The 24,341-nt window shown below is 72.9% G+C and carries 23 protein-coding genes; 14 read left to right on the forward strand and 9 right to left on the reverse strand.

Annotated features, from left to right (window positions below):
* The first annotated feature begins 170 nt into the window (after nucleotides 1–170).
* From ABFX81_RS36365 to ABFX81_RS36390, 6 genes are all read left to right on the forward strand, one after another.
* Nucleotides 171–1,064 carry an FAD binding domain-containing protein gene (locus ABFX81_RS36365; protein ID WP_086850970.1) on the forward strand — a complete coding sequence of 298 codons (894 nt, stop codon included), beginning with the start codon at nucleotides 171–173 and terminating at the stop codon, nucleotides 1,062–1,064.
* Complete coding sequence (locus ABFX81_RS36370; protein WP_346139261.1) at nucleotides 1,061–3,805, forward strand: 2Fe-2S iron-sulfur cluster-binding protein; 2,745 nt, start codon at nucleotides 1,061–1,063, stop codon at nucleotides 3,803–3,805. Before ABFX81_RS36365 ends, ABFX81_RS36370 begins: the two co-directional genes overlap by 4 nt.
* Nucleotides 3,802–6,120, forward strand: coding sequence for a xanthine dehydrogenase family protein molybdopterin-binding subunit (locus ABFX81_RS36375; protein WP_346139262.1), 2,319 nt, complete (start codon nucleotides 3,802–3,804; stop codon nucleotides 6,118–6,120). Before ABFX81_RS36370 ends, ABFX81_RS36375 begins: the two co-directional genes overlap by 4 nt.
* A complete protein-coding gene (locus ABFX81_RS36380; RefSeq protein ID WP_086845608.1) occupies nucleotides 6,120–6,464 on the forward strand; it encodes a hypothetical protein in 345 nt (114 codons plus the stop codon). The genes ABFX81_RS36375 and ABFX81_RS36380 overlap by 1 nt, the downstream gene beginning before the upstream one ends.
* A 165-nt stretch (nucleotides 6,465–6,629) precedes the next feature.
* Complete coding sequence (locus tag ABFX81_RS36385) at nucleotides 6,630–7,796, forward strand: SUKH-4 family immunity protein (RefSeq protein WP_086845610.1); 1,167 nt, start codon at nucleotides 6,630–6,632, stop codon at nucleotides 7,794–7,796.
* Nucleotides 7,797–7,880: 84 nt separating this feature from the next.
* Nucleotides 7,881–8,369 (forward strand): DUF6083 domain-containing protein, encoded by a 489-nt coding sequence (locus ABFX81_RS36390; RefSeq protein WP_086845620.1) that lies wholly within the window; start codon nucleotides 7,881–7,883, stop codon nucleotides 8,367–8,369.
* Nucleotides 8,370–8,389: 20 nt separating this feature from the next.
* Here ABFX81_RS36390 and ABFX81_RS36395 read toward each other — a convergent pair whose 3' ends face one another.
* Complete coding sequence (locus tag ABFX81_RS36395) at nucleotides 8,390–9,010, reverse strand: dihydrofolate reductase family protein (protein WP_086845612.1); 621 nt, start codon at nucleotides 9,008–9,010, stop codon at nucleotides 8,390–8,392.
* 136 nt (nucleotides 9,011–9,146) lie between these two features.
* Here ABFX81_RS36395 and ABFX81_RS36400 point away from each other — a divergent pair, with 136 nt between their 5' ends.
* The 6 genes from ABFX81_RS36400 (at nucleotide 9,147) to ABFX81_RS36425 (ending at nucleotide 15,094) form a co-directional block, all read left to right on the forward strand.
* On the forward strand, nucleotides 9,147–10,610 hold the full coding sequence (locus ABFX81_RS36400; protein ID WP_086845614.1) for an MFS transporter: 1,464 nt from the start codon (nucleotides 9,147–9,149) through the stop codon (nucleotides 10,608–10,610).
* Between the two features lie 94 nt (nucleotides 10,611–10,704).
* Nucleotides 10,705–10,905 carry a hypothetical protein gene (locus tag ABFX81_RS36405; protein WP_086845616.1) on the forward strand — a complete coding sequence of 67 codons (201 nt, stop codon included), beginning with the start codon at nucleotides 10,705–10,707 and terminating at the stop codon, nucleotides 10,903–10,905.
* Entirely contained in the window at nucleotides 10,902–11,276 is a 375-nt protein-coding gene (locus tag ABFX81_RS36410) for a type II toxin-antitoxin system death-on-curing family toxin (protein WP_086845618.1), read from the forward strand. Before ABFX81_RS36405 ends, ABFX81_RS36410 begins: the two co-directional genes overlap by 4 nt.
* Nucleotides 11,277–11,413: 137 nt before the next feature.
* Nucleotides 11,414–13,213: a DEAD/DEAH box helicase gene (locus ABFX81_RS36415; RefSeq protein WP_279545618.1), complete on the forward strand. Its 1,800-nt coding sequence runs from the start codon at nucleotides 11,414–11,416 to the stop codon at nucleotides 13,211–13,213.
* Between the two features lie 360 nt (nucleotides 13,214–13,573).
* Complete coding sequence (locus ABFX81_RS36420) at nucleotides 13,574–14,215, forward strand: IclR family transcriptional regulator (protein ID WP_086842338.1); 642 nt, start codon at nucleotides 13,574–13,576, stop codon at nucleotides 14,213–14,215.
* 87 nt (nucleotides 14,216–14,302) lie between these two features.
* On the forward strand, nucleotides 14,303–15,094 hold the full coding sequence (locus ABFX81_RS36425; RefSeq protein WP_086842340.1) for a S16 family serine protease: 792 nt from the start codon (nucleotides 14,303–14,305) through the stop codon (nucleotides 15,092–15,094).
* On the opposite strand, the gene ABFX81_RS36430 is transcribed toward ABFX81_RS36425, so the two are convergent.
* From ABFX81_RS36430 to ABFX81_RS36460, 7 genes are read right to left on the reverse strand one after another with little or no spacing between them, the layout of a single operon-like run.
* Nucleotides 15,091–15,273, reverse strand: coding sequence for a hypothetical protein (locus ABFX81_RS36430; RefSeq protein WP_086842342.1), 183 nt, complete (start codon nucleotides 15,271–15,273; stop codon nucleotides 15,091–15,093). The genes ABFX81_RS36425 and ABFX81_RS36430 overlap by 4 nt on opposite strands.
* A 1-nt stretch (nucleotide 15,274) precedes the next feature.
* On the reverse strand, nucleotides 15,275–15,862 hold the full coding sequence (locus ABFX81_RS36435) for an ArsR/SmtB family transcription factor (RefSeq protein WP_428837252.1): 588 nt from the start codon (nucleotides 15,860–15,862) through the stop codon (nucleotides 15,275–15,277).
* Between the two features lie 47 nt (nucleotides 15,863–15,909).
* Nucleotides 15,910–16,860 (reverse strand): glycine betaine ABC transporter substrate-binding protein, encoded by a 951-nt coding sequence (locus tag ABFX81_RS36440; RefSeq protein ID WP_086842344.1) that lies wholly within the window; start codon nucleotides 16,858–16,860, stop codon nucleotides 15,910–15,912.
* A gap of 8 nt (nucleotides 16,861–16,868) precedes the next feature.
* Nucleotides 16,869–17,690 (reverse strand): ABC transporter permease subunit, encoded by an 822-nt coding sequence (locus ABFX81_RS36445; protein ID WP_086842346.1) that lies wholly within the window; start codon nucleotides 17,688–17,690, stop codon nucleotides 16,869–16,871.
* Complete coding sequence (locus ABFX81_RS36450) at nucleotides 17,687–18,946, reverse strand: betaine/proline/choline family ABC transporter ATP-binding protein (protein ID WP_086842348.1); 1,260 nt, start codon at nucleotides 18,944–18,946, stop codon at nucleotides 17,687–17,689. Before ABFX81_RS36450 ends, ABFX81_RS36445 begins: the two co-directional genes overlap by 4 nt.
* Nucleotides 18,939–19,586, reverse strand: coding sequence for an ABC transporter permease subunit (locus ABFX81_RS36455; protein WP_086842350.1), 648 nt, complete (start codon nucleotides 19,584–19,586; stop codon nucleotides 18,939–18,941). Before ABFX81_RS36455 ends, ABFX81_RS36450 begins: the two co-directional genes overlap by 8 nt.
* An 18-nt stretch (nucleotides 19,587–19,604) precedes the next feature.
* Nucleotides 19,605–20,075 (reverse strand): Lrp/AsnC family transcriptional regulator, encoded by a 471-nt coding sequence (locus ABFX81_RS36460; RefSeq protein ID WP_020277695.1) that lies wholly within the window; start codon nucleotides 20,073–20,075, stop codon nucleotides 19,605–19,607.
* A 123-nt stretch (nucleotides 20,076–20,198) separates the two neighbouring features.
* Here ABFX81_RS36460 and hppD point away from each other — a divergent pair, with 123 nt between their 5' ends.
* Nucleotides 20,199–21,344 carry a 4-hydroxyphenylpyruvate dioxygenase gene (gene hppD, locus ABFX81_RS36465; protein WP_086842352.1) on the forward strand — a complete coding sequence of 382 codons (1,146 nt, stop codon included), beginning with the start codon at nucleotides 20,199–20,201 and terminating at the stop codon, nucleotides 21,342–21,344.
* A 50-nt stretch (nucleotides 21,345–21,394) separates the two neighbouring features.
* Here hppD and ABFX81_RS36470 read toward each other — a convergent pair whose 3' ends face one another.
* A complete protein-coding gene (locus ABFX81_RS36470; protein ID WP_086842360.1) occupies nucleotides 21,395–22,825 on the reverse strand; it encodes a tetratricopeptide repeat protein in 1,431 nt (476 codons plus the stop codon).
* A 92-nt stretch (nucleotides 22,826–22,917) separates the two neighbouring features.
* Between ABFX81_RS36470 and ABFX81_RS36475 the strand changes: the two genes are divergently transcribed.
* Nucleotides 22,918–24,339, forward strand: a complete 1,422-nt coding sequence (locus tag ABFX81_RS36475; protein WP_086842354.1) for an FAD-linked oxidase C-terminal domain-containing protein — start codon at nucleotides 22,918–22,920, stop codon at nucleotides 24,337–24,339.
* Nucleotides 24,340–24,341 lie beyond the last annotated feature (2 nt).

Here is a 24,341-nt window from a genome sequence, read left to right on the forward strand (position 1 = left end):
CCCGGGCTAAAACGGAACATCTCCCCGGTGAGGTGGGCGAATGCCTCCTAGCGGACCCGTGTCTTCGGCTCTCGCCAAGATGTGCCAGAGTTGCCACGTCCGCCCTGTCAGCACGTACCGTACGGCAGCACAGGTGGGACCAGGTGGGGCAGCGGGAAGGGGCAGCCGGTTTGACCACGCACGCACCGCAGGCGGCGCAGGCCGTCACGCTGCCCACGACGCTGGACGAGGCCGTCGCGGCACTCACCGCCGTGCCCGCCGCCGTGCCGGTCGCGGGCGGCACCGACCTGATGGCCGCCGTCAACTCCGGACAGCTCAGGCCCGCCGCGCTGGTGGGACTCGGCCGGATCAGCGAAATCCGCGGCTGGCAGTACCTCGACGGTCACGCGCTGCTCGGCGCCGGCCTCACGCACGCGCGCATGGGCCGCCCCGACTTCGCGGCCCTGATCCCGGCGCTCGCCGCCGCCGCGCGCGCCGCGGGCCCGCCGCACATCCGCAACGCGGGCACCCTGGGCGGCAACATCGCCTCGGCCGCCCCCACCGGGGACGCGCTGCCGGTGCTGGCCGCCCTGGAGGCGACACTGATCATCGCGGGCCCGGGCGGAGCCCGCCGGGAGATCCCGGTGTCGCACCTGCTGGCCGGGATGGACATGCTGCGCGCCGGCGAACTCATCGGCTACGTGCGCGTGCCGCTGCTGCACGCCCCGCAGGTCTTCCTGAAGGCGACCGGACGCACCGGCCCGGGGCGCGCGGTGGCGTCCGTGGCCCTGGTCCTGGACCCCGCACGCCGGGGTGTGCGCTGCGCGGTGGGCGCCATAGCGCCGATGCCGCTGCGGCCCCTGGAGGCCGAGCAGTGGGTCGGCAGCCTCATCGACTGGGACAACAACCGCGCGCTCGTGCCGGAGGCCCTGAGCGCCTTCGGCGAGTACGTCGCCGCGGCCTGCATCCCCGACGCGGCGCCGGCCGAGGACGGCTCGGTCGCACAGCTTCCGCCCGCCGTACTGCACCTGCGGCGCACCGTCGCCGCGCTGGCCCGACGAGCACTGGGGAGGGCGCTGTCGTGACCGACGACCAGCACGGAGAGGGCACGCCCCGGGGCGGGAGCCGCTGGGACCCGCTGCCCCAGGGCGAGTACGACGACGGCGCCACCGCCTTCGTCGAACTCCCCGAGGGGGGCGTCGACGCACTGCTGGCCGCCGACAGCCCCCTCGCCGCGCCCGGCCACGGCTACGTACCGCCGCAGATAACGGTCGACCCCGCCACGACCGCCGGAACCGACCCGGCGGCCCCGGGCGCGTGGCCGGTCCCCGGCGCGCCCGTCGACGGCGCCCAGTGGCACGATCCGCACGCGGCGCACGAGCAGGGCCACGAGCACGGCGGCCACCAGCAGCCGGGGCACGACACGGGCGAGCGGACGTACGGCACGGAGGCGCCGTACGGATCCGGCACGCCGTACGGTTCCGGCGCGGGGGCGCCCCGGCACGGCGGTGACGACCGCTTCACGTACAACCCGGGAGCCACCGGGCAGTGGAACTTCGACGAGGCCACGGCGGCGGAATCCGCGCCCGGCCATGACGTGACCGGGCAGTGGTCCATCCCCGTCGCCGGGGGCGATCTTCCGGACGAGTCGGGCGAGTTCACCACGTCCTCGCTGGTCGAGCAGTGGGGCGGCACCCCACCGCCCACGCTGCCGGGCGGTGCGCCCGCGCCGTGGGCGACGCAGGCGACGGGCCGGCCGTGGGGGCAGCAGGACACGGCGGGGCAGGAGCAGTCCGGGCCGGGCTATCCGCACGGGCACGAGCAGGACGGTGGGCACGGACACGGGCAGCCGCCGACCTCCGGGTACGCGCCGGATCCGGCCGCGCAGGGCGCCCAAGCCCCGGACCAGCCGCCTGCCGGGCCCATGCCGCAGGAGGCGGACCCGTCGGCTGGTCACGTGCCGCAGCAGCCGGAGGGGGCCGGGCAGGCACCGGAGCCGTCCGGCTTCGCCGGTCATGGGCCGGAGTCGCCCGGATTCGGCGGCCATGAGCCGGAGTCGCAGGGATTCGGCGGCCACGGGCCGGAGATGCCCGGCGCCGGTCACACACCTCAGCCGTCCGACGGTGCCGGCCAGGGGCAGGAGCGGCCGGACTTCGGCGACCACGGGTCGGATCCGCACGGCGTACCAGGCCACGGCTCGGAGCGGCACGGTTTCACGGACCACGGCTCGGAGTCGCACGGCGCGCCCCGCCACGGCTCGGAGTCGCACGCCTTCACCGACCACCGCCCGGAGCCGTCTGCCTTCACCGAGCACGGGCCGGACCCCCAGGGCTTCACGGACCACGCCTCGGATCAGTCCGCCTTCTCGGGCCACGGCTCGGATCCGCAGGGCGGATCCGGCCATGGCTCGGATCCGCACGGTGTACCCGGCCAGGGCCCCGAGCCGCACGACGTAGCCGCCCACGGCTCGGATCCGCACGGCTTCACGGGCCACGGCTCGGATCAGTCCGCCTTCTCCGGCCACGGCCCGGGGCCGCACGACGCGGACCACTACGGCTCGGAGCCGCACGCTTTCAGGGACCACCACGGCCCGGAGCCCTCCGGCTCGCCTGGCCACGGCCCTGAGGCGTCGGGCGCACCAGGCCACGGCCCTGAGGCGTCGGGCGCACCAGGCCACGGGTCGGACTCCTCCGGCGCACCCGGCCACGCGCCGGAGCCGGCGGGCCACGTCGGTGAACCGACCGGGCACCCCGCCGCCACCGATGGCGCACCCGAGCACGCCGAGCACCCCGGTTCAGCCGCGCACGCTCCCGAACAGCCCGCGTCCCCCCAGCCGTACCCCGAGGCCCCGGGGGAGGCCCCCGGCGAGCCCGCGCCCGGGGCGCACGCGGAAGCCGCCGCGCCTCCGCAGACCGCCCAGGAAGCCTCACAGGACGCTCCCGGCCCCGGTGAGGCCGCCGAGGACGCCCCAGAGGGCGCAGAGGCCGCAGACGGTGCCGACGCCCCCGCCGAGCCGTCCGCGGGGCCCCTCCCGGCCGAGGCGGGCCCGGACAACGCCGGACCGGAGGACGCCGACGGCGGGACCCCGGACGACCCGGCGGCGCAGGACCACTCCGCCGTCTCGCACGACCCGGCCGGCGCCCAGGGCGAGGCGTCCCAGGACGCGCCCTCCACGGCCCCGCAGGAGGAACACCCCCTCGCCTCCTTCGTCCTGCGCGTCAACGGCACCGACCGCCCCGTCACCGACGCGTGGATCGGCGAGTCCCTGCTGTACGTGCTGCGCGAGCGGCTCGGACTCGCGGGGGCCAAGGACGGCTGTTCGCAGGGCGAGTGCGGCGCGTGCAACGTCCAGGTCGACGGGCGGCTCGTCGCGTCCTGCCTGGTCCCCGCCGTGACGGCCGCCGGCAGCGAGGTCCGTACCGTCGAGGGCCTGGCCGAGGACGGGCAGCCGTCGGACGTGCAGCGGGCGCTCGCGCGCTGCGGCGCCGTGCAGTGCGGCTTCTGCGTGCCCGGCATGGCGATGACCGTGCACGACCTCCTGGAGGGCAACCCGGCGCCCACCGAGCTGGAGACCCGCCAGGCGCTGTGCGGCAACCTGTGCCGCTGCTCCGGCTACCGGGGCGTGGTGGACGCCGTACAGGAGGTCGTCGCCGAGCGCGAGGCGCACTCCGCGCCCGCCGACGGCGACACCGGCGAGGCCCGTATCCCGCACCAGGCGGGCCCGGGCGCCGGCGGCGTCCACGCGTCGGCCTTCGGCTCGCCGCCGGAACCGCACACTCCAGACCCCCATGACCAGCCCTACGGCCAGGACGGAGGCCCCGCGTGAGCAACGAAGCAGCCACCGCGCAGGCCGCACAGGCCGCGGAGGCCGCCCCCGCCCCCGAACCGCTGCCGCACGGCCTGGGCGCCTCCCTCCCGCCCGCGGACGCCCGCGCCAAGACGGAGGGCACCTTCCCGTACGCCGCCGACCTGTGGGCCGAGGGCCTGCTGTGGGCGGCCGTGCTGCGCTCACCGCACCCGCACGCGCGCATCGTCTCCATCGACACCACCCACGCGCGCGAGATGCCAGGCGTACGCGCCGTCGTCACCCACGAGGACGTCCCCGGCAGCCCGTTGCACGGCCGCGGCACGGCCGACCGCCCGTTCTTCGCCTCCGAGGTCGTGCGCCACCACGGCGAGCCCATCGCCGCCGTCGCCGCCGACCACCCGGACACCGCGCGGATGGCCGCCGCCGCCGTCATCGTCGAGTACGAGGTGCTCGACCCGGTGACCGACCCGGAGCAGGCCTTCGAGGCGGAGCCGCTGCACCCCGACGGCAACCTGATCCGGCACATCCCGCTGCGCCACGGCGACCCGGAAGCGGCCGGCGAGATCGTCGTCGAGGGCCTGTACCGCATCGGCCGCCAGGACCCCGCGCCCATCGGCGCCGAGGCGGGCCTGGCCGTACCGCGCCCGGACGGCGGTGTGGAGCTGTACCTCGCCTCCACCGACCCGCACGCCGACCGCGACACGGCCGCCGCCGCCTTCGGCCTGGAACCCGAGCGGGTCAAGGTCGTCGTCACCGGTGTCCCCGGCGCCACGGCCGACCGCGAGGACCAGGGCTTCCAGCTCCCGCTCGGCCTGCTGGCGCTGCGGACCGGCTGCCCGGTGAAACTCGCGGCCACGCGCGAGGAGTCCTTCCTCGGACACGCCCACCGGCACCCCACCCTGCTGCGCTATCGCCACCACGCCGACGCAGAGGGAAGACTCGTGAAGGTGGAGGCGCAGATCCTGCTCGACGCGGGTGCCTACGCCGACACCTCCGCCGACGCCCTGGCCGCCGCCGTCGCGTTCGCCTGCGGCCCGTACGTCGTCCCGAACGCCTTCATCGAGGGCTGGGCCGTCCGCACCAACAACCCCCCGTCCGGGCACGTACGCGGCGAGGGCGCCATGCAGGTCTGCGCCGCCTACGAGGCGCAGATGGACAAGATCGCCAAGAAGCTCGGCATCGACCCGGCCGAGGTGCGGCTGCGCAACGCGATGGCGACGGGCGACGTGCTGCCGACCGGCCAGACCGTGACCTGTCCGGCCCCCGTCGCCGAACTGCTCCAGGCCGTGCGGGACTTCCCGCTGCCGCCGCTGCCCAAGGACACGCCCGAGGAGGAGTGGCTGCTGCCCGGCGGCCCGGAGGGCGCGGGCGAACCGAGCGCGGTGCGCCGGGGCGTGGGCTACGGGGTGGGCATGGTGCACATGCTCGGCGCCGAGGGCGCGGACGAGGTCTCCACGGCGACCGTGAAGGTCCACGACGGTGTGGCGACGGTGCTGTGCGCGGCCGTCGAGACCGGCCAGGGCTTCACGACCCTGGCCCGGCAGATCGTGCAGGAGACGCTCGGCATAGACGAGGTGCACGTGGCGCCCGTCGACACCGACCAGCCCCCGGCGGGCGCGGGCTGCCGGGGCCGGCACACCTGGGTGTCGGGCGGCGCGGTGGAGCGCGCGGCCAAGATGGTCCGCACACAGCTCCTCCAGCCGCTCGCCCACAAGTTCGGCATGTCCACGGAGCTGCTCCAGATCACCGACGGCAAGATCACGTCGTACGACGGCGTCCTCTCGACGACCGTCACCGAGGCGCTGGACGGCAAGGAACTGTGGGCCACCGCCCAGTGCCGCCCGCACCCGACCGAGCCGCTGAACGAGGCGGGCCAGGGCGACGCCTTCGTCGGCATGGCCTTCTGCGCGATCCGCGCGGTGGTGGACGTCGACATCGAGCTCGGTTCCGTACGGGTCGTGGAACTGGCCGTCGCCCAGGACGTGGGGCGGGTCCTGAACCCCACCCAACTGGCCGCCCGGATCGAGGCGGGCGTGACCCAGGGCCTGGGCATCGCGCTGACCGAGAACCTGCGCACCCCGCGCGGTCTGATCCGCCACCCGGACCTGACCGGATACGCCCTCCCGACGGCTCTCGACGCGCCCGACATCCGCATCGTCAGGCTGGTCGAGGAGCGCGACGTGGTCGCCCCCTTCGGCGCCAAGGCGGTCAGCGCGGTGCCGGTGGTGGCGTCCCCGGCGGCCATCGCGTCCGCCGTACGGGCCGCCACGGGCCGCCCCGTGAACCGGCTGCCGATCCGCCCGCAGGCCGCGGTGGTCACGGAACGGTCCTGATGCCCCCCGGACGGGGTCGTCCGGTCACCGGAGTGATGGCGGCCGGCAAGTCGACGGTCGCCCAGGCGCCGGCGGAGGCCCTGCCGAGGGCCGCGCACGTCCGCGGCGACGTGTTCCGGCGCATGATCGTGTCCGGCCGGGAGGAGTACGTCCCCGGCGCCGGGGACGAGGCCGAGGCCAACTCCGGCTCCGGTACCGCCTGTTCATGGACCGTCGGCATGCTGGACGAGGCGCTGCGCACGCGGACGCCGCGCATCGGACCGTGGCTGGAAACCTCGGAGCTGACGGTGGAACAGACCGTGGAGGCGATTCTGGCGGAAAGGGAACGCGCGAGGGTGGTCTGAGCGTCTGCTGGGGTGGACGCGCCCTCGCTGGGCGCGTCGCTGTTCCGGGGCGTTGTCAGTGGTGGGGCGTACTGTTCTGGGCAGTGGGGGACGGCTGCCGGGCCTGGCCGGGCGGTCCGCCGTGCTCCGCCAGGGGACGGTGAGCAAGCACATTCGGGGGAGCCCATGAGTACGATCGACGCCGCTTCCGCGGTGATCACCCTGACCGAGTCCGAGCTGGACCCGTGGGTGACGCACGCGTCGACGCGGCACTGGCTGACCGGGCCCGGACTGCCGGGCGACAGCGGCGTGCTGAGCTTCGCCGAGCTGGACCGGAAGGGTCTGCGCACGGTGGCGGACTCGACGGGCGGCCCGGAGGACCGGCTGTCGGCGGAGCTGCGCGAGCAGCTCGTGATAGGCGGACTGCTCGGCCCCGGAGGCCTGGAGACGGAGTCCGTCCTGCTGGACGGCGCGACGGGCGAGATCTCGACGACGTACTTCCTGCACGACCGCCCCGACCTGATGGACCGCCGCCCGCTGGCGCCCTCGCTGCGGACACTGGTCCGCTTCGCCGAGGCGACGGACGAACTGGCGGGTCTGCGCGGCCAGTTCGCCTCCTACGCGGGCCGCTTCGGCCCGAAGGCGGTGGCGGAGGCCTCCCAGCACCTGCTGGCGGTGTTCCGGGACGGGACGGACGGCGAGCCGGCCCCGTTCTGGAAGATGGCGGCCCTGATCCGTCCGCTCTCCCTGATCGCGGGCCGGGGCGGCACATCCGGCCTGTCCCTGGACCTCCCGCACCGCCTCCTGGACCAGGAGTTCGGCCCCGGCAAGGTGGCCCGCTTCGAGGACGTCGACTTCCCCGCGACCCTCACGCACGAGCCGACCCGCCGCTTCCTGCGCGAGGTGGGCCTGCCGGAGGACGCCTACGTCTTCTCCCTGGACACGGACGTTCCGCTGGCGACGCTGGCTGAGTACTACGCCGACCGGGACGACCCGACGGACCTTCCTTCCGGCACCCACCGCCTGATACGCCTCGGCCACCTCGTCGAGGACAACAGCCTGGTCGTCGACGGCGAGACGGGCGCGGTCCTGAACTGGTGCGAGCCCGAGGCGACGCTGTACCCGCTGAACACGGACGTGTCGACCCTGGCGTTCACCCTCTGGCTGCTGCACCGCGAGCGGGTGATCGACGCCCAGTCGGACCACGAGCTGACGACCGACACCTACGACCAGCTGGCCATGACGATGCTCCAGGTCCTGTCGGCGGTCGACCCGACGGGCGTCACGGCGGGCGGCTCGGGCCGCCACTACTGGACGGACGCGTTCCAGGACGAGGCGGGCGGGGTGTTGTAGGAGCGGGGTCCCCCACCCGACTGCTCCCGTTGCGCCCTGATTGCGCCCTGGCCGACTCCCGGACGCAGGCACATGCTCGGTCCCATGGGGGAAACAGCCGAGTCGAGCATCATCCCGTTACCCGACCCCGACGGACACCGGCAGCGGCCACCGGGGGCGCCGCAGCCGTGGGAGAAGACCGACCGGGCCCAGGCCGCGATGGAAGGCGCCACCGGCCCTGAGCCGCCCGCTCCACCCGTCTGCCCCAACTGCGGGCTCGTCGGTGACCGGCGTGTCACCTACTACGGCTGGCACGTCCTGCTCGAACCGGACATGCCGGTGCCCGCGCACATGGTGCCCGCCTGGCACCGCTGGTACCTGGACTCCAACGGGACGGCGTGGAACAGCCGCGAGGACGAGCCCGCGTTCGGTGCCGTGTGCCGCGTGCCGCACCGGATCGCCTGTCCCGGGCTGCGGCTCGAGGAGATCGGTCTCTGGCGGTGGCTGGACGCCGTACGGGCGGAGAACGCGCGCAGGGCGTGGCGAAAGGCAGAGGAGGAAGCCGGTCCGGGAGCGCTTCCCGATGCCGGCTAGGGACGGCAACGCCCTGCGGTTCAGGACAGCACGCGGTACGTCAGGTGTGTGACCTGGGTCGCCGGGCGGGACTTCACCTGTTCCAGTCTCAGCGGTGGGACGTCCTCGAACAGGCGCGTGCCGGCGCCCAGGGTGAACGGCACGATGTGGAGCCGCAGCTCGTCGATCAGGCCGGCGGTGAGGTACTGGTTGACGGTGGTCGCGCCGCCGAGGACCAGGACGTCGCCGTCGCCGGCCGCGGTTCGGGCCTGGGCCAGTGCCGACGCGATTCCGTCGGTGACGAAGTGGTACGTGGTGCCGCCGTCCATCGGCTGCGGCTCGCGCGGGTGGTGGGTGAGGACGAACACCGGCGCGTGGAACGGCGGATTGTCGCCCCACCAGCCGTTCCACCGACGGTCCCATTCGCCGCGCACGGGGCCGAACATGTTGCGGCCCATGATGAACGCTCCGGCGGCGGCCAACTGGTCGATCTCGGCCCGGTTCTCGTCGGGGGTGTCGAACATCCAGGAGTGCAGCTTGTCGCCCGTGCCGTCCCCGCCGTCGTCGCCGAACGGGCGTTCCTCGGTCTGGTCGAGCCCCGCGGAGTAGCCGTCGGCCGAGACCGTGATGTCGCAGATCACCCTGCCGGTTCGTTCGGTCATCGTTCTCTCCTCCAAGCGCCGGCGTGAACAGACACAGCATGACGCTTTGTGACGAGGAGGTGTACGACCAAGGTCCCAGGCGGGGACCGTCTCGCGACAGGGGTAAAAGTGTGCCGTGGCCCTTACCCTGGCGGTCATGACCGTCCCGAAGCCGCGTGACGCAGATGTCGTGGATGCCGATGACCTGGCCTCCGCCCCCGGGGTCGAGGAGACCGTGCTGGGGCGGTCCTATCGGGCGCTGAGCTTCGGCATCGTCTCCGTGGTGCTGCTCGTCGCCTTCGAGGCGACGGCCGTCGGTACGGCGATGCCGGTCGCGGCGCGGGAGTTGGACGGGGTGTCGCTGTACGCGTTCGCGTTCTCCGGGTACTTCACGACGAGCCTGTTCGGGATGGTGCTCTCCGGGCAGTGGTCGGACCGGCGCGGGCCCCTCGGGCCGTTGACGACGGGCATCGCCTCCTTCGGGGCCGGGCTGTTGCTGTCGGGGACCGCCGGGTCGATGTGGGTGTTCATCCTGGGGCGGGCCGTGCAGGGGCTCGGCGGCGGGCTGGTGATCGTCGCGCTGTACGTCGTCGTCGGGCGGGCGTATCCGGAGCGGCTGCGGCCGGCCATCATGGCCGCGTTCGCCGCGAGCTGGATCCTGCCGTCGATCGTCGGCCCGCTCGCCGCCGGCACGGTGACCGAGCAGCTCGGGTGGCGGTGGGTGTTCATCGGGATACCCGTGCTCGTCGTCTTCCCGCTCGCGCTCGCCCTGCCGCAGATACGGCGCCGGGCGGCCGGACCGGTACCCGCGGCGGAGCCTTCCGCCACCGACGAACCCCCCTCCCCCAGCGGCCGCCGCATCCGACTGGCCCTGGCCATCTCCCTCGGCGCCGGCCTCCTCCAGTACGCCGCCCAGGATCTGCGCCCCTTCTCCCTCCTGCCGGGCGCGGCGGGACTGGCCCTGCTGGTGCCCGCCGTGCTCGGGCTGCTCCCGCGCGGCACCTACCGGGCGGCTCGCGGGCTGCCCTCGGTCGTGCTGCTGCGCGGCGTCGCCGCGGGGTCCTTCGTCGCCGCGGAGTCCTTCGTGCCGCTGATGCTGGTGACCCAGCGCGGGCTCAGTCCGACCCTGGCCGGGTTCTCGCTCGCCGCGGGCGGCGGGACGTGGGCGCTGGGCTCGTGGGTGCAGTCGCGGACGCGGTTCGAGCCGTACCGGGAGCGGTTGACGACTCTCGGGATGCTGCTGGTGGCGGCTGCCGTCGCCGCCGCACCGAGTGTGCTGATCGACTCCGTGCCCGTCTGGACCCTGGCCGTCGCCTGGGCCTTCGGCTGCTTCGGCATGGGCCTCGTCATCTCCTCCACGAGCGTGCTCCTGCTCAAGCTCTCCGCCCCCGAGGAGGCCGGCACCAACTCCGCCGCCCTCCAGATCTCCGACGGCCTCTCCAACGTCGTCCTGCTCTCCGCCGGCGGCGCCGCCTTCGCCGCCCTCGGCGGCGGCACGGTCACCCACACCACCACCGACACCACCGGCTCCCACCCGGCCGCCTTCGCCGCGGTGTTCCTGCCGATGGCGGTGGTGGCGCTGGCGGGGGCGTGGGTGGCCACGCGGTTGCGGGAGCGGTGAGAGCCGGTGAGCGGTGGGCTGTTCGGCAGCGGGCGGCACGGGCGGGCCGTAATACGGTCGCCCGTTCCCGATCGCGCTCCGTATCGTCAGCGGCATGACCGACTTGACCATCCCCCTCCCGCCGCACGTCCGGCAGGAGCTCGACGACCTCGCGGACGCCACCGGCCGCCTCCCCGAGGACATCGCGCTGGACGCCGTACTGCACCGGCTGGCGCGGGAGTCGTCGGCGGTGCGGGGCACGGCGGAGTCGCTCGCCGGCGCGCATGCCGATCTGCTGCGCAGGCTCGGCGAATGACCAGACACCTCACCGTCGCGGAGGTCACGACGATCGCCCGGATCGCCTTCGGCGGGCGTGACCCCGAAGTCCGGGAGAACGGGCTGTTCGTCTCCGCCGTGCACCGGCCGCGCGCCCGCATGTTCGGCACGGCGGCCTACGAGGACCTGCACGAGCAGGCGGCCGCGCTGCTGCATGCCGTCGCGACCAACCACCCCCTCGTCGACGGGAACAAGCGCACGGCCTGGCTGGCCGCCGCGACCTTCCTCGGGGTCAACGGCGTCGACCTCACGGGCTGCGACCAGGACACCGCGTACGCCCTGGTCATCGATGTCGCCTCCGGGGACGAGAGCGACATCCGCCTCATCGCCGAGCGCCTGCGGCGGCTGTGACGTGGATCCCACCCTGGTGTGACCGGGCCTGGTCCGCGCATGAGCAGTGGTGGGCCGCCGGTAGGGTGGCCCGGTTGTCATACGTAGCCGAGCCGTCAGGCTCCCTCGAACGAGCCGCCCGACCCCCAACGGAGACCGTGACTACCACCGCCGGCACCAGCTCTGCCTCGCACCACCTGTCCCCGGCGTTCCCCGGCCGCGCCCCCTGGGGTACCGCCAGCAAGCTGCGCGCCTGGCAGCAGGGCGCGATGGAGAAGTACATCCAGGAGCAGCCGCGGGACTTCCTGGCGGTCGCCACCCCCGGCGCCGGCAAGACGACCTTCGCGCTGACGCTGGCGTCCTGGCTGCTGCACCACCATGTCGTGCAGCAGGTCACCGTCGTGGCTCCGACCGAGCACCTGAAGAAGCAGTGGGCCGAGGCCGCGGCCCGGATAGGCATCAAGCTCGACCCGGAGTACAGCGCCGGGCCGCTCGGCCGGGAGTACCACGGGGTCGCCGTGACGTACGCGGGTGTCGGTGTGCGGCCGATGCTCCACCGCAACCGCGTCGAGCAGCGCAAGACCCTGGTCATCCTCGACGAGATCCACCACGCCGGTGACAGCAAGTCCTGGGGCGAGGCCTGTCTGGAGGCCTTCGAGCCCGCCACCCGCCGGCTCGCCCTGACCGGTACGCCCTTCCGGTCCGACACCAACCCCATCCCCTTCGTCACGTACGAGGAGGGGAACGACGGCATCCGTCGGTCCGCCGCCGACTACACCTACGGCTACGGCAACGCCCTCGCCGACAACGTCGTCCGGCCCGTCATCTTCCTCTCCTACAGCGGCAACATGCGCTGGCGCACCAAGGCCGGTGACGAGGTCGCCGCGCGGCTCGGCGAGCCCATGACCAAGGACGCCATCAGCCAGGCCTGGCGGACCGCCCTGGATCCGCGCGGTGAGTGGATGCCCGCCGTGCTGCGCGCCGCCGACCAGCGCCTGACCGAGGTGCGCAAGGCCATCCCGGACGCCGGTGCGCTCGTCATCGCCTCCGACCAGGACTCGGCCCGCGCGTACGCCAAGCTCATCCGGGAGATCACCGGCAGCAAGGCGACCCTCGTGCTGTCCGACGACTCCGGGGCCTCCGAGCGGATCGACGAGTTCAGCGCGAACAACGACCGGTGGATGGTCGCCGTGCGGATGGTGTCCGAGGGCGTCGACGTGCCGCGGCTCGCGGTGGGCGTGTACGCGACGACCATCTCGACGCCGCTGTTCTTCGCGCAGGCCGTCGGGCGTTTCGTGCGGTCCCGGCGGCGCGGCGAGACGGCCTCCGTGTTCCTGCCGACCGTGCCCGACCTGCTCTCCTTCGCCAACGAGATGGAGCGCGAGCGCGACCACGTCCTCGACAAGCCCAAGAAGGAGGGCGAGGAGGACCCGTACGCCGAATCCGAGAAGGAGATGGAGGAGGCGAACAAGGAGCAGGACGAGGACACCGGCGAGCAGGACATGCTGCCCTTCGAGGCGCTGGAGTCCGACGCGGTCTTCGACCGGGTCATGTACAACGGCGCCGAGTTCGGCATGCAGGCCCACCCGGGGAGCGAGGAGGAGCAGGACTACCTCGGCATTCCCGGACTGCTGGAGCCCGACCAGGTCCAGCTGCTGCTCCAGAAGCGGCAGGCCCGGCAGATCGCGCACAGCCGCAAGAAGCCGGACGAGGAGGCCGACCTGCTCGAAGTGCCCGCCGAGCGGCGGCCGGTCGTCTCGCACAAGGAGATGATGGAGCTGAGGCGGCAGCTCAACACGATGGTCGGCGCGTACGTCCACCAGAGCGGCAAGCCGCACGGCGTGATCCACACGGAGCTGCGGCGCGTGTGCGGGGGGCCTCCGGCGGCGGAGGCGACGGCGGGGCAGCTGCGGCAGCGGATCGCCAAGGTCCAGGAGTGGGCCACGCGGATGAAGTGACGCCGGGCGTCGTCACAGGGCCGGGCCGAGCCCGGCCCTTCCGTATGTGCGGGTGTCATGTGTACTCACTGGGGCCGATGAGTCCCGTGTCGCACGTATCCGGGCAAAGGGTGCCAGTCGACCCCGACGTGTGCCCGGATTCTGGACGGAGCCTTCCGCTCAGCGAACCCCCTTCGCTAATGTCCGGCTACGCATACGCCCCGTGGCAACGCCGCCGCGGAGCGCAGCCGTGAAGCGACGCGGCCCGGACAGGCCGGGCCGCCGGCCGATCGGCGGCCTCTGAAGCGCGTTGCCGACGGGACTCGGTGACGCATCCGACCGCCAGAGGGCCGCCGACCTCACCACTAAGGAGTGGGCGTCGTGACCGCGGAGACCTCCCAGACGCTCGACCGGGGACTGCGCGTCCTCAAGCTGCTCGCCGACACGGACCACGGGCTGACCGTGACCGAGCTCTCCCTCAAACTGGGCGTCAACCGGACCGTTGTGTACCGGTTGCTCGCCACGCTGGAACAGCACGCGCTCATACGCCGTGACCTGGGCGGACGTGCCCGGGTCGGGCTCGGGGTGCTGCGTCTGGGGCGGCAGGTCCACCCACTGGTACGCGAGGCCGCGATGCCGGCGCTGCGGTCGCTGGCCGAGGACATCGGCGCGACGGCGCACCTGACCCTGGTCGACGGGGCGGACGCGCTCGCCGTGGCCGTGGTGGAGCCGACCTGGACGGACTACCACGTCGCCTACCGGGCCGGGTTCCGGCACCCCCTGGACCGGGGCGCCGCGGGCAAGGCGATCCTCGCGGCCCGGCAGCACCCGATGACGGACCCGGGCTACACCCTGACCCACGGGGAGCTGGAGGCCGGCGCGTGCGGGGCGGCGGCCCCGTTGCTGGGCGTGACGGGCGTCGAGGGCAGCGTGGGCGTGGTGATGCTGGCGGACGTGGTGCCGGAACGGGTGGGGGTCAGGGTCGTCGAGGCGGCACGAGAGGTCGCGGACGCGCTGCGCTGACGGGTGTGGGCCCCTCACGGAGCCCTCCTGCCGGGCCCCGGGTGACCTGGGCCCGGCCGGTTCCCCCGCCCGAGTTAGATTGATCCCGTGTTCTCTCGCCTCACGCGTCCCCAGGCCATCGCCGTCTGCGCCCTGCCCGTCGCGGCTCTGCTCGCCACGGCGGTGTTCGCGCCGCTGCCGTTCTCGGTGGCGCAGCCCGGCCAGACGACGAACGTGCTCGGGGAGAACAAGGGCGCCCCGGTGATCACCATCTCGGGGGCGCCGGTCCGGGACACCCGTGGCCAGCTGCGGATGACCACCATCGTGGCGACCTCACCGGACACCCGGGTCTCGCTCCCGGACATCCTCGACAGCTGGTTCCGCACGGACCGGGCGGTCATGCCGCGCGACGCGATCTACCCGAGCGGCGACACGGTCCAGGAGATCGAGCGGCACAACGAGAGGCAGATGAAGCAGTCCCAGGACGCGGCGACGCAGGCCGCGCTGAACCACCTCGGCCTCGACGACAAGGACGTCAAGGTCGGCCTGAAGCTCGCGGACGTGGGCGGGCCCAGTGCCGGGCTGCTGTTCTCCCTGGGGATCATCGACAAGCTCGACGGTGACGGCACCGGTGGTGATCTCACCGGGGGCCGTGTCATCGCCGGCACCGGCACGATCGCCGCCGACGGCACGGTCGGGGCGGTGGGCGGCGTCGCCCTCAAGACCCAGGCGGCCAAGCGTGACGGTGCGACCGTGTTCCTCGTCCCGAAGGCGGAGTGCGCGGACGCGCGCGCCGAGCTGCCGAAGGGGCTGCGGCTGATCCCGGTGACCACGCTGAAGAGCACGGTGAGCTCACTGGTGGCTCTGGAGACGGGGAAGGGATCCGTGCCCAGCTGCTAGAGGGCTGCGGCTGCCGTCCCCGGCCGGGTGGCGAGTCTTAATCCGACCTCTACGAGGGTCCAGCCGAGTCGGGTGCGGAGGCCATGTCTGTTCCGGGCGGTGGGGCGCGGGACGCCGGCTTCGGCACGGAGTTCGGCGGCGCGGGCGTGGTGCAGGGTGAGGTGGAGGTCGGGGTGCATCTCAGTCCGTCCTGATCGGGAAGGCGTGGGTGTGGAGGCGGACCTGCTCGGTGCCGGGTGTGTCCTCGGTGGTCGCGCGGTCGCGGTACGTATCGACGAGCGCGTGCATCTTCTCGACGAGCTCCCGCGTCAGTTCGGGCGTCAGTCGCAGGGTCGCGCTGCTCATGTCCCAGGAGCGGCTCCACTCCTCGGGCCATGAGTCGCGGTTTCCCAGCCAGGTCGACAGGTCCCGGGTCTGCGTGGTGGCGACCTCGTGGAGGTACATGTCCGCCGCGCCGCGCACGGTCGGGTCCGAGTCGGTGAGCAGGGCGTCGTCGAATCGGAGGCCGTGGTGAGCCGCCTTCCACCACCGCTCGCGTCCCTTGCCGTGCTCGGGGGCGTCCTCGACGAAGCCATACTCCGCGAGTTGGCGCAGGTGATAGCTGGTGGCCCCGCTGGACTCGCCCAGCTTCTGGGCGAGTTGGGAGGCCGTCGCCGGGCCGCCGAAGCGCAGGGCGTCCAGCAGCTGCATCCGGAGAGGGTGCGCCAGTCCGCGCAAAGACCGGGCGTCCAGTTGCCGTACGGGTGTGTTCTCGGGCTCGCTCACGATGCAAAGATAGCGTTGCAAAGGGAGCTTTGCAACGGGTCCTTTGTAAGTCACCCCTCCCTGACCAACCCCACCTCCACCATCCACTCCAGCGCCACCTGATGCGGATCCTCCCCCTCCACATCCACCTTCGCGTTCAGCGCCCGCGCCATCGTGTTGTTCAGCCTCGCCGTCACCGGGTCCAGTACGTCCGCGATCGCCGGCCACCGCTTGAGGGTCTTCGCGTTGATCATCGGCGCGGCGTTGTAGTTGGGGAAGAACTTCCTGTCGTCCGCCATGACCGCCAGCTTCATGGACTCGATGCGCCCGTCGGTGGTGAACACCTCCCCGTACGGGCAACTCCCCTGGGACGTCTGGGTGTAGATGATCCCCGTGTCCATCTGCGTGACGTTCCGCGCCGGCAGCTTCATCCCGTACGCCTGCTGCATGCCCGGCAGCCCGTCCGCCCGGTTCGCGAACTCGACCTCCACGCACAGCTTCACCGCCCCCGGGTCGGACTCCGCCAGCTTCGCCACGTCCGACAGGGTCTTCGTGCCGTACTTCTCCGCGTTCTGCCGGTTCATCGCGAGCGCGTACGTGTTGTTCAGGGACGACGGCCGCAGCCAGGCCAGCCCGTTCACCGCGTCGGCCTTCCGCACCGCCTCCCACTGCTCGCGCGGATCGGTGATCGGCTCGCTGTGCCCCAGGTACGTGATCCAGGCCGTGCCCGTGTACTCGTAGCCGGCGTCGGCGTCGCCCTTGCGGACGGCCTCGCGGCTGCCGATGGAACCCTGGATGCCCGTGCGGTCGAGCACCTCCGCGCCGGCCGCCTCCAGGGCGATGCCCATGATCGCGCCGAGGATCAGCCCCTCGGTGAACGACTTCGACGTCACCGTCAGACGCGCGCCCTTCAGCGGCTCGCCGCGCCCGACCGACCCGGGCCGCACATCGTCCGCCATGGGGGAGCCGCTGGTCAGGCCGCACCCCGCGACCAGCAGTCCCGCTGCTGCCGCCAGGCACATCCGCCGCCTCACGGCTGGAGCCCCCGGGGCCGCAGGAGCACTTCCGCCAGCGAGGCCAGCCAGTCCACCAGCAGCGCCAGGACCACCGTGAGGACCGAGCCCAGCACCAGCACCGGCATCCGCTGGTTGGTGATCCCGGTCGTGATCAGCACGCCCAGTCCACCGCCCCCGCCGAAGACCGCCAGCGTCGCCGTGCCGACATTCAGGACGAGGGCCGTGCGGACGCCCGCGAGGATCAGCGGAACCGCCAGGGGGAGCTCCACCCGGGTCAGGACTCCCACCGGCGACATGCCGATGCCCCGCGCCGCCTCCAGCAGCGTCGGGTCGTTCGCCTTCAGGCCGGTGATCGTGTTCGACAGCACGGGCAGGACGGCGTAGACGATGATGCCGATCAGGGCGGCCCTGCGGCCGATGCCCAGCCAGATGACGAGGAGCGCCAGGAGGCCGATCGCGGGGGTCGCCTGGCCCATGTTGGCGAACGCCATCGCCACCGGGGTGGCCCTGCGGAACGCCGGGCGGGTCAGCAGGATCCCCAGCGGGATCGCGATGATCAGCACGAAGAACGTGGAGATCGCGGTCAGCTGGATGTGCTGCCACAGGGCCTTCGACACCTGGCCGCCCGACAGGGCGTTCCGGGACAGCGCGTCCAGGTCGGCCTGCTCGAACCAGAGCCAGGTGGCGAGCAGCACGGCCATCAGGACGGCGGGCAGCACGGTCAGCTTCTGCCGGCCGACGCGCCGGGGCGGCGGGCCGGGTGGCGTCCGGGGCGCCTCGGCCTCGTCTTCGCCCGCCGGTTCGGGGGCGGTGCGCACCTGCCCCGGAGCGGTCACCGCGTCCCTCCGAAGCCGCCCACGCCCGTGACGCTCCCGCCGCCCTCCTGCTCCGCGTGCGTCTGCGCCACCCGCAGTTCCTCCAGCTCGTGCTGGTGCTCCAGCGCGTCGAGCCGGTCGGCCTCCAGCATGTCGTGCACGGAGTTGAGGAGCGTCTCCATGTCGACGACGCCGGTGTACTCACCGCGCCGTCCCGTGACCGCCACCCGCCCGGTGTTGTCGGTGAGCACCGCCTCCAGCGCGTCCCGCAGGGTCGCGTCCCGGGTGACCGTGTCGTGCACCAGCGTCCCGGCGCGGGCCAGCGAGCCCCGGGCCCGCATCAGGTCGCCGCGTCTGAGCCACTTGTAGGGGCGGCCGCGCCGGTCGAGCAGCAGGACCTCGTTGGTGCCGGCGGCCCGCAGCCGGTTGAAGATCTGCTGCAAGGGGTCGTCGATCGTCACCGTCGGGTAGTCGGTGATCTCCACGTCCCGTACGCGGGTCAGGTTCAGCCGTTTCAGCGCCGCCCCGGCGCCGACGAAACCGGACACGAAGTCGTCCGCCGGGTTGGTGAGGATGGCCTCCGGGGTGTCGAACTGCGCGATGTGGGAGCGTTCGCGCAGGACGGCGATCCGGTCGCCGATCTTGATCGCCTCGTCGAAGTCGTGCGTGACGAAGACGATCGTCTTGTGCAGCTCGTGCTGGAGCCGGATCAGCTCGTCCTGGAGATGCTCGCGGGTGATCGGGTCCACCGCCCCGAACGGCTCGTCCATCAGCAGCACCGGGGGATCGGCGGCCAGGGCCCGTGCCACGCCCACGCGCTGCTGCTGGCCGCCGGAGAGCCGGCGCGGGTAGCGGCCGTGGAACTCGCCGGGGTCGAGGCCGACCAGGTCGAGGAGTTCCTCGGTCCGCGCCCTGATCCGGGCCTTCGGCCAGCCGATCATTCGCGGTACGAGCGCGATGTTCTGCGCGACCGTCATGTGCGGGAAGAGCCCGGCGGACTGGATGGCGTAGCCGACCTTGCGGCGCAGCCCGACCGGGTCGATGTCGGTGACGTCCTCACCGCCCATGCGGATGCGGCCGCCGGTCGGCTCGATCAACCTGTTGATCATCTTGAGCAGGGTTGACTTGCCGCAGCCCGAGGGGCCGACGAGGACGACGACCTCGCCCGCCTTGATCTCCATGCTCACGTTGTCCACGGCCGGCTGCGCACCGCCGGGGTAGCGCTTGGTCAGGTTCTCCAGCTCGATGGAGGCCCCGTGGCCGTCGGTCTCAGGCACGGATCCCCCTGGGAATGGTCAGCCGCCCGATCAGGACGTACGCGGCGTCGAACAGCAGCGCCAGGACGATGATGCCGAGCGTGCCCGCGAGGACCTGGTTGAGCGCGTTGGCGCTGCCCAGCGAGGCGAGTCCGCGGAAGATGACGTTGCCGAGGCCCGGTCCCGAGGCGTACGCCGCGATGGCCGCGATGCCCATCAGCATCTGGGTGGCGACCCGGATCCCGGTCAGGATCGGCGGCCAGGCCAGCGGCAGCTCGATCCGCAGCAGCCGGGCCGGGCGGGACATCCCGATGCCCGTGGCCGCGTCCACCAGCGCCGGGTCGACCCCGCGCAGCCCGACGATCGCGTTGCGCACGACCGGCAGCAGCCCGTACAGCGTGAGCGCGATCACCGTCGGCGCCACGCCCAGGCCCACGACCGGGATGAGCAGCCCGATCAGCGCGAGCGCCGGGACGGTCAGGACGGTGGCGGTGGCCGTGGTCGCGAGGTTCCCGGCCCACTCGCTGCGGTAGGTGGCGACGCCGATCAGGACCCCGAGCACGGTCGCGACGACCATGCACTGGAAGACGGCGCTCGCGTGCTGGTAGGCGTCCGTGAGCAGCTGCTGGTGCCGGCCGGCCAGATACTCCCAGAAGTTCACACGCGCTCACCCCACGACTCAGGTCTCCTCCGCGGCCTGCTCCACCAGCGGGATGATCCGCAGCGGAACGGGGTTCTCCATGACGATCGCCGTGGAGGCCCGGACGATGCCATCAAAACCGACGACCCGGTCGATCACACGCTGGAGATCGGCGTTCGAGCGGGCCACCAGCCGGCACAGCATGTCCCCGCTGCCGGTGGTGGTGTGCAGCTCCAGCACCTCGGGCACGGTCGCCAAGTGGGCCCGTACGTCGGCGCCTTGGCCCTGCCGGATCTGGAGCGTCGCGAACGCCGTGACCGGGTAGCCGAGCGCCGCCGGGTCCACCTCCGGGCCGAAGCCGCGGATGACTCCGTTCGACTGAAGCCGGTCCAGCCGCGCCTGCACCGTGCCGCGGGCCACGCCCAGCCGCCGGGACATCTCCAGCACCCCGATCCGCGGCTCCCGCGCCAGCAGCAGGATGATCCGGCCGTCCAGATGATCGATCGCCACAGCAGCCTCCCGGCATGGTCATCCTGTACAGAAGCGCCGTAGATACGGCCGTATTGCTGAACAGATTGCCCAGCGGAAACGCAAACTATTGCGCACCTTGCCGAGCGGGGAGACCCTGCGGCTATGACGCAGACCACACACCACACTCCCGACACCGCCCGGCAGGCCGACCCCTTCCCGGTCAAGGGAATGGACGCGGTCGTCTTCGCCGTGGGCAACGCCAAGCAGGCGGCGCACTACTACTCCACCGCCTTCGGTATGAAGCTGGTCGCCTACTCCGGACCGGAGAACGGCAGCCGCGAGACCGCTGCCTACGTCCTGGAGAACGGCTCCGCCCGCTTCGTCCTCACCTCGGTCATCAAGCCGTCCAGCGACTGGGGCCACTTCCTCGCCCGGCACGTGGCCGAGCACGGCGACGGCGTCGTCGACCTCGCCATCGAGGTGCCGGACGCGCGCGCCGCGTACACCTACGCCCTCGAACACGGCGCCCGCTCGGTGGCCGAGCCGTACGAGCTGAAGGACGAGCACGGCACGGTCGTCCTGGCCGCGATCGCCACGTACGGCGAGACCCGCCACACCCTCGTCGAGCGCTCCGGCTACGACGGCCCGTACCTGCCCGGCTTCGTGGCGGCCCAGCCGATGGTCGAGCCGCCCGCGCAGCGCACCTTCCAGGCGATCGACCACTGCGTCGGCAACGTCGAACTCGGCCGGATGAACGAGTGGGTCGGCTTCTACAACAAGGTGATGGGCTTCACGAACATGAAGGAGTTCGTGGGCGACGACATCGCCACCGAGTACAGCGCGCTGATGTCGAAGGTCGTCGCCGACGGCACGCTCAAGGTCAAGTTCCCGATCAACGAGCCGGCCATCGCCAAGAAGAAGTCCCAGATCGACGAGTACCTGGAGTTCTACGGCGGCGCGGGCGTCCAGCACATCGCGCTCAACACCAACGACATCGTCCAGACGGTCCGCACCATGCGCGCGGCCGGCGTGGAGTTCCTGAACACGCCCGACTCCTACTACGACACGCTGGGGGAGTGGGTCGGCGAGACCCGGGTGCCGATCGACACCCTGCGCGAGCTGAAGATCCTCGCCGACCGCGACGAGGACGGCTATCTGTTGCAGATCTTCAGCAAGCCGGTCCAGGACCGCCCGACCGTCTTCTTCGAGATCATCGAGCGCCACGGCTCGATGGGCTTCGGCAAGGGCAACTTCAAGGCCCTGTTCGAGGCGATCGAGCGCGAGCAGGCACGCCGCGGCAACCTGTGACCCGATCGCCCCTGTGAGCTCGTGCGGGTGTCACGGGGCACCCGCACGCCTCACTCCTCCGCCGGCTCCGGCAGCTCCTCGTCCGGCGGTTCCCCCAACGCCTCCGAAGCCGCCCGCGCCGCGGGCGCGTGCAGGGGCGAGAAGTGCGGGTTGATGCGCAGTGCCTCCGCGAGGTGCCGCCGGGCCGCTCCGTACCGCTCCAGCTCCCGTTCGATCATGCCGCGGTGGTACATGTGCACCGCGCTGCGCACCCCGCCCCCGTGCCCGCTCTCCGTCGCCCGCACCGCGAAGCGCAACGCCTTCTCCGGCTCCCCGGACCGGTGCAGGGCCCAGCCCAGGGCGTCGGCGACCTCGGTCCCCGGCTGGCGGCGCCACTCCGCCCGCAACCGCCGTACCGCCTCTCGCGGATCGCCGTGGTCCGCCTCGAACTGCCCCAGCACGAGCTCCTCGTCGGCCCCGCCCGCGGCGGCGCCCCGGACCCGTTCCCGCAGCAGGTCGTACTGCACCCGGGCCGCCTCCGGCATCCCCAGCGACTCGTACAGCTCGCCCAGCTCCAGGGCGTACCGGGGACAGGGCTGCTCGGCGAGAGCCACCCGGTACGCGTTCAGCGCCTCCGTCGTCCGGCCCAGGGCCGCCAGGGCCCTGCCCTGCCCGGCCTGCGCGGCCCGCTGGTCCGGGTCGAGGCGCACCGCCTCCTGGAAGTGCCGCAGCGCGTCCTGAAGGTCCCCGCGTTCCCAGGCGAGCTGACCGGCCCGCTCCAGATAGGCCGCCTGCTCGGCCGGTGTCCGCGCGCCCGCCGCCGCGTCCGCCAGCGCGGCCGCCGCGTCCTCCCGCCAGCCCCGGTCCCGGTAGACGGCAGCGGCCCGCGCCAGCACGGCAGGCCCGGAGCGCAGCTCCGTCAGCCGGTCCAGCGTCCGCTTGGCCGCCGCCTGCTCGCCGAGCCCGGTGTAGGCGTCGATGAGCAGCGGATACGTCGTCCACCGCCGGGGCTCCAGCTTCAGCGCCGCCTCGCCCCAGCGGCGCGCGGCGGGGAAGTCCCGGCGCGCGTTGGCCAGCGCGGCCAGTCCGGCCAGGGCCCGCGTGTTCCGCCGCGGCCGCACCTTCAGCGACGTGCGCAACGCCTTCTCGGCACGCGGGTAGTACGCCGGGTCCGCCAGCCGCCGCCCCTGCTCCACGTAGGCCGCCCCGAGCACCGCCCAGGACCGCGCGTCCCGCGGATGCGTCCGCAGCCGCTTCTCCCGCTCGCCGATCAGCTCCGCCAGATCCGGCAGCGCGGCCGGCACCCCGGTGGTGACCGCCGCCATGGCCAGCGCCCCCGGCGACGGCGGAGCAGGCTCGGCGGGCCGCTCCCACGGCACCAGCACCAGCACCCCGCCGAGCACGGCACACCCCGCGACGCAGCCGAGCACCACACGCCGGGTGCGGAAGCGGCCCCTCGGACTGCTCTGCTGCCGCCGCGGACCCTCCTGCTGGTTCTCCATGACGATCACTGTGCGTCAGTACGACGACCACACCCGGGCAGGTGAAGGGTGCCGCCGACGGGGTTCACACCGATGGCCCCGGGTGCGAACCTGTGATCATGAGCCGTATCGAAGCGCCCAGCTCCGAAGGCGCGGACACCGCAGCGACCGGCAACCTCGTCGACCTCCTGCTCAGCGGCCTGCCCGCCGAGACGGTCCTCACCGACCCCGACGTCACGGCCTCCTACGCCCACGACATGGCCAGCTTCTGTCCGGCCGGCGCCCCGGCAGCGGTCGTCCTGCCCCGCACGGTCGAGCAGGTCCAGCACGTGATGCGCACCGCCACCGCCCTGCGCGTCCCGGTCGTCCCGCAGGGCGCCCGCACCGGACTGTCCGGCGCCGCGAACGCCTCCGACGGCTGCATCGTGCTCTCCCTGACCAGGATGGACCGGATCCTGGAGATCAACCCGGTCGACCGCGTCGCCGTCGTCGAGCCCGGCGTGATCAACGCCGCCCTGTCCCGGGCCGTCGGCGAACACGGCCTGTACTACCCGCCGGACCCCTCCAGCTGGGAGATGTGCACCATCGGCGGCAACATCGGCACGGCCTCGGGCGGCCTGTGCTGCGTGAAGTACGGGGTCACCGCCGAGTACGTCCTCGGGCTGGACGTCGTGCTGGCCGACGGGCGGCTCATGTCCACCGGCCGCCGCACCGCCAAGGGCGTCGCCGGGTACGACCTGACCCGGCTGTTCGTCGGCTCCGAGGGCTCGCTCGGCATCGTCGTACGGGCCGTGCTCGGCCTGCGTCCCAAGCCGCCCGAGCAGCTGGTGCTGGCCGCCGAGTTCGCCTCCGCGGCCGCCGCCTGCGACGCCGTGTGCCGCGTCATGGAGGGCGGCCACGTCCCGTCACTCCTCGAACTCATGGACCGTACGACGGTCAAGGCCGTCAACGACATGGCGCAGATGGGCCTCCCGGAGAGCACCGAGGCCCTGCTCCTGGCCGCCTTCGACACCACGGCCCCGGCCGCCGACCTCGCCGCCGTCGGCGCGCTGTGCGAGGCCGCCGGCGCCACCCAGGTCGTACCGGCCGACGACGCGGCCGAGTCCGAACTGCTCCTCCAGGCACGGCGGTTGTCGCTCACCGCGCTGGAGGCGGTCAAGGGCGTGACGATGATCGACGACGTGTGCGTGCCCCGCTCCCGGCTCGCCGAGATGCTCGAAGGGGTCGACCGGATCGCCGAGAAGTACCGGCTCACCATCGGGGTCGTCGCCCATGCGGGGGACGGCAACACCCACCCGACGGTGTGCTTCGACCCGGCCGACCCCGACGAGTCCCGGCGCGCCCGCGAGTCCTTCGACGAGATCATGGCCCTCGGCCTGGAACTCGGCGGCACCATCACCGGCGAGCACGGTGTCGGGGTGCTGAAGAAGGAGTGGCTGGCGCGTGAGATCGGCCCGGTGGGGATGGAGATGCAGCGGGCCGTCAAGCAGGCCTTCGACCCGCTCGGCATCCTGAACCCGGGCAAGCTGTTCTGACG

Origin of the sequence: Streptomyces coeruleofuscus, assembly GCF_039532725.1 — a bacterium.
GTDB classification, from domain to species: domain Bacteria; phylum Actinomycetota; class Actinomycetes; order Streptomycetales; family Streptomycetaceae; genus Streptomyces; species Streptomyces coeruleofuscus.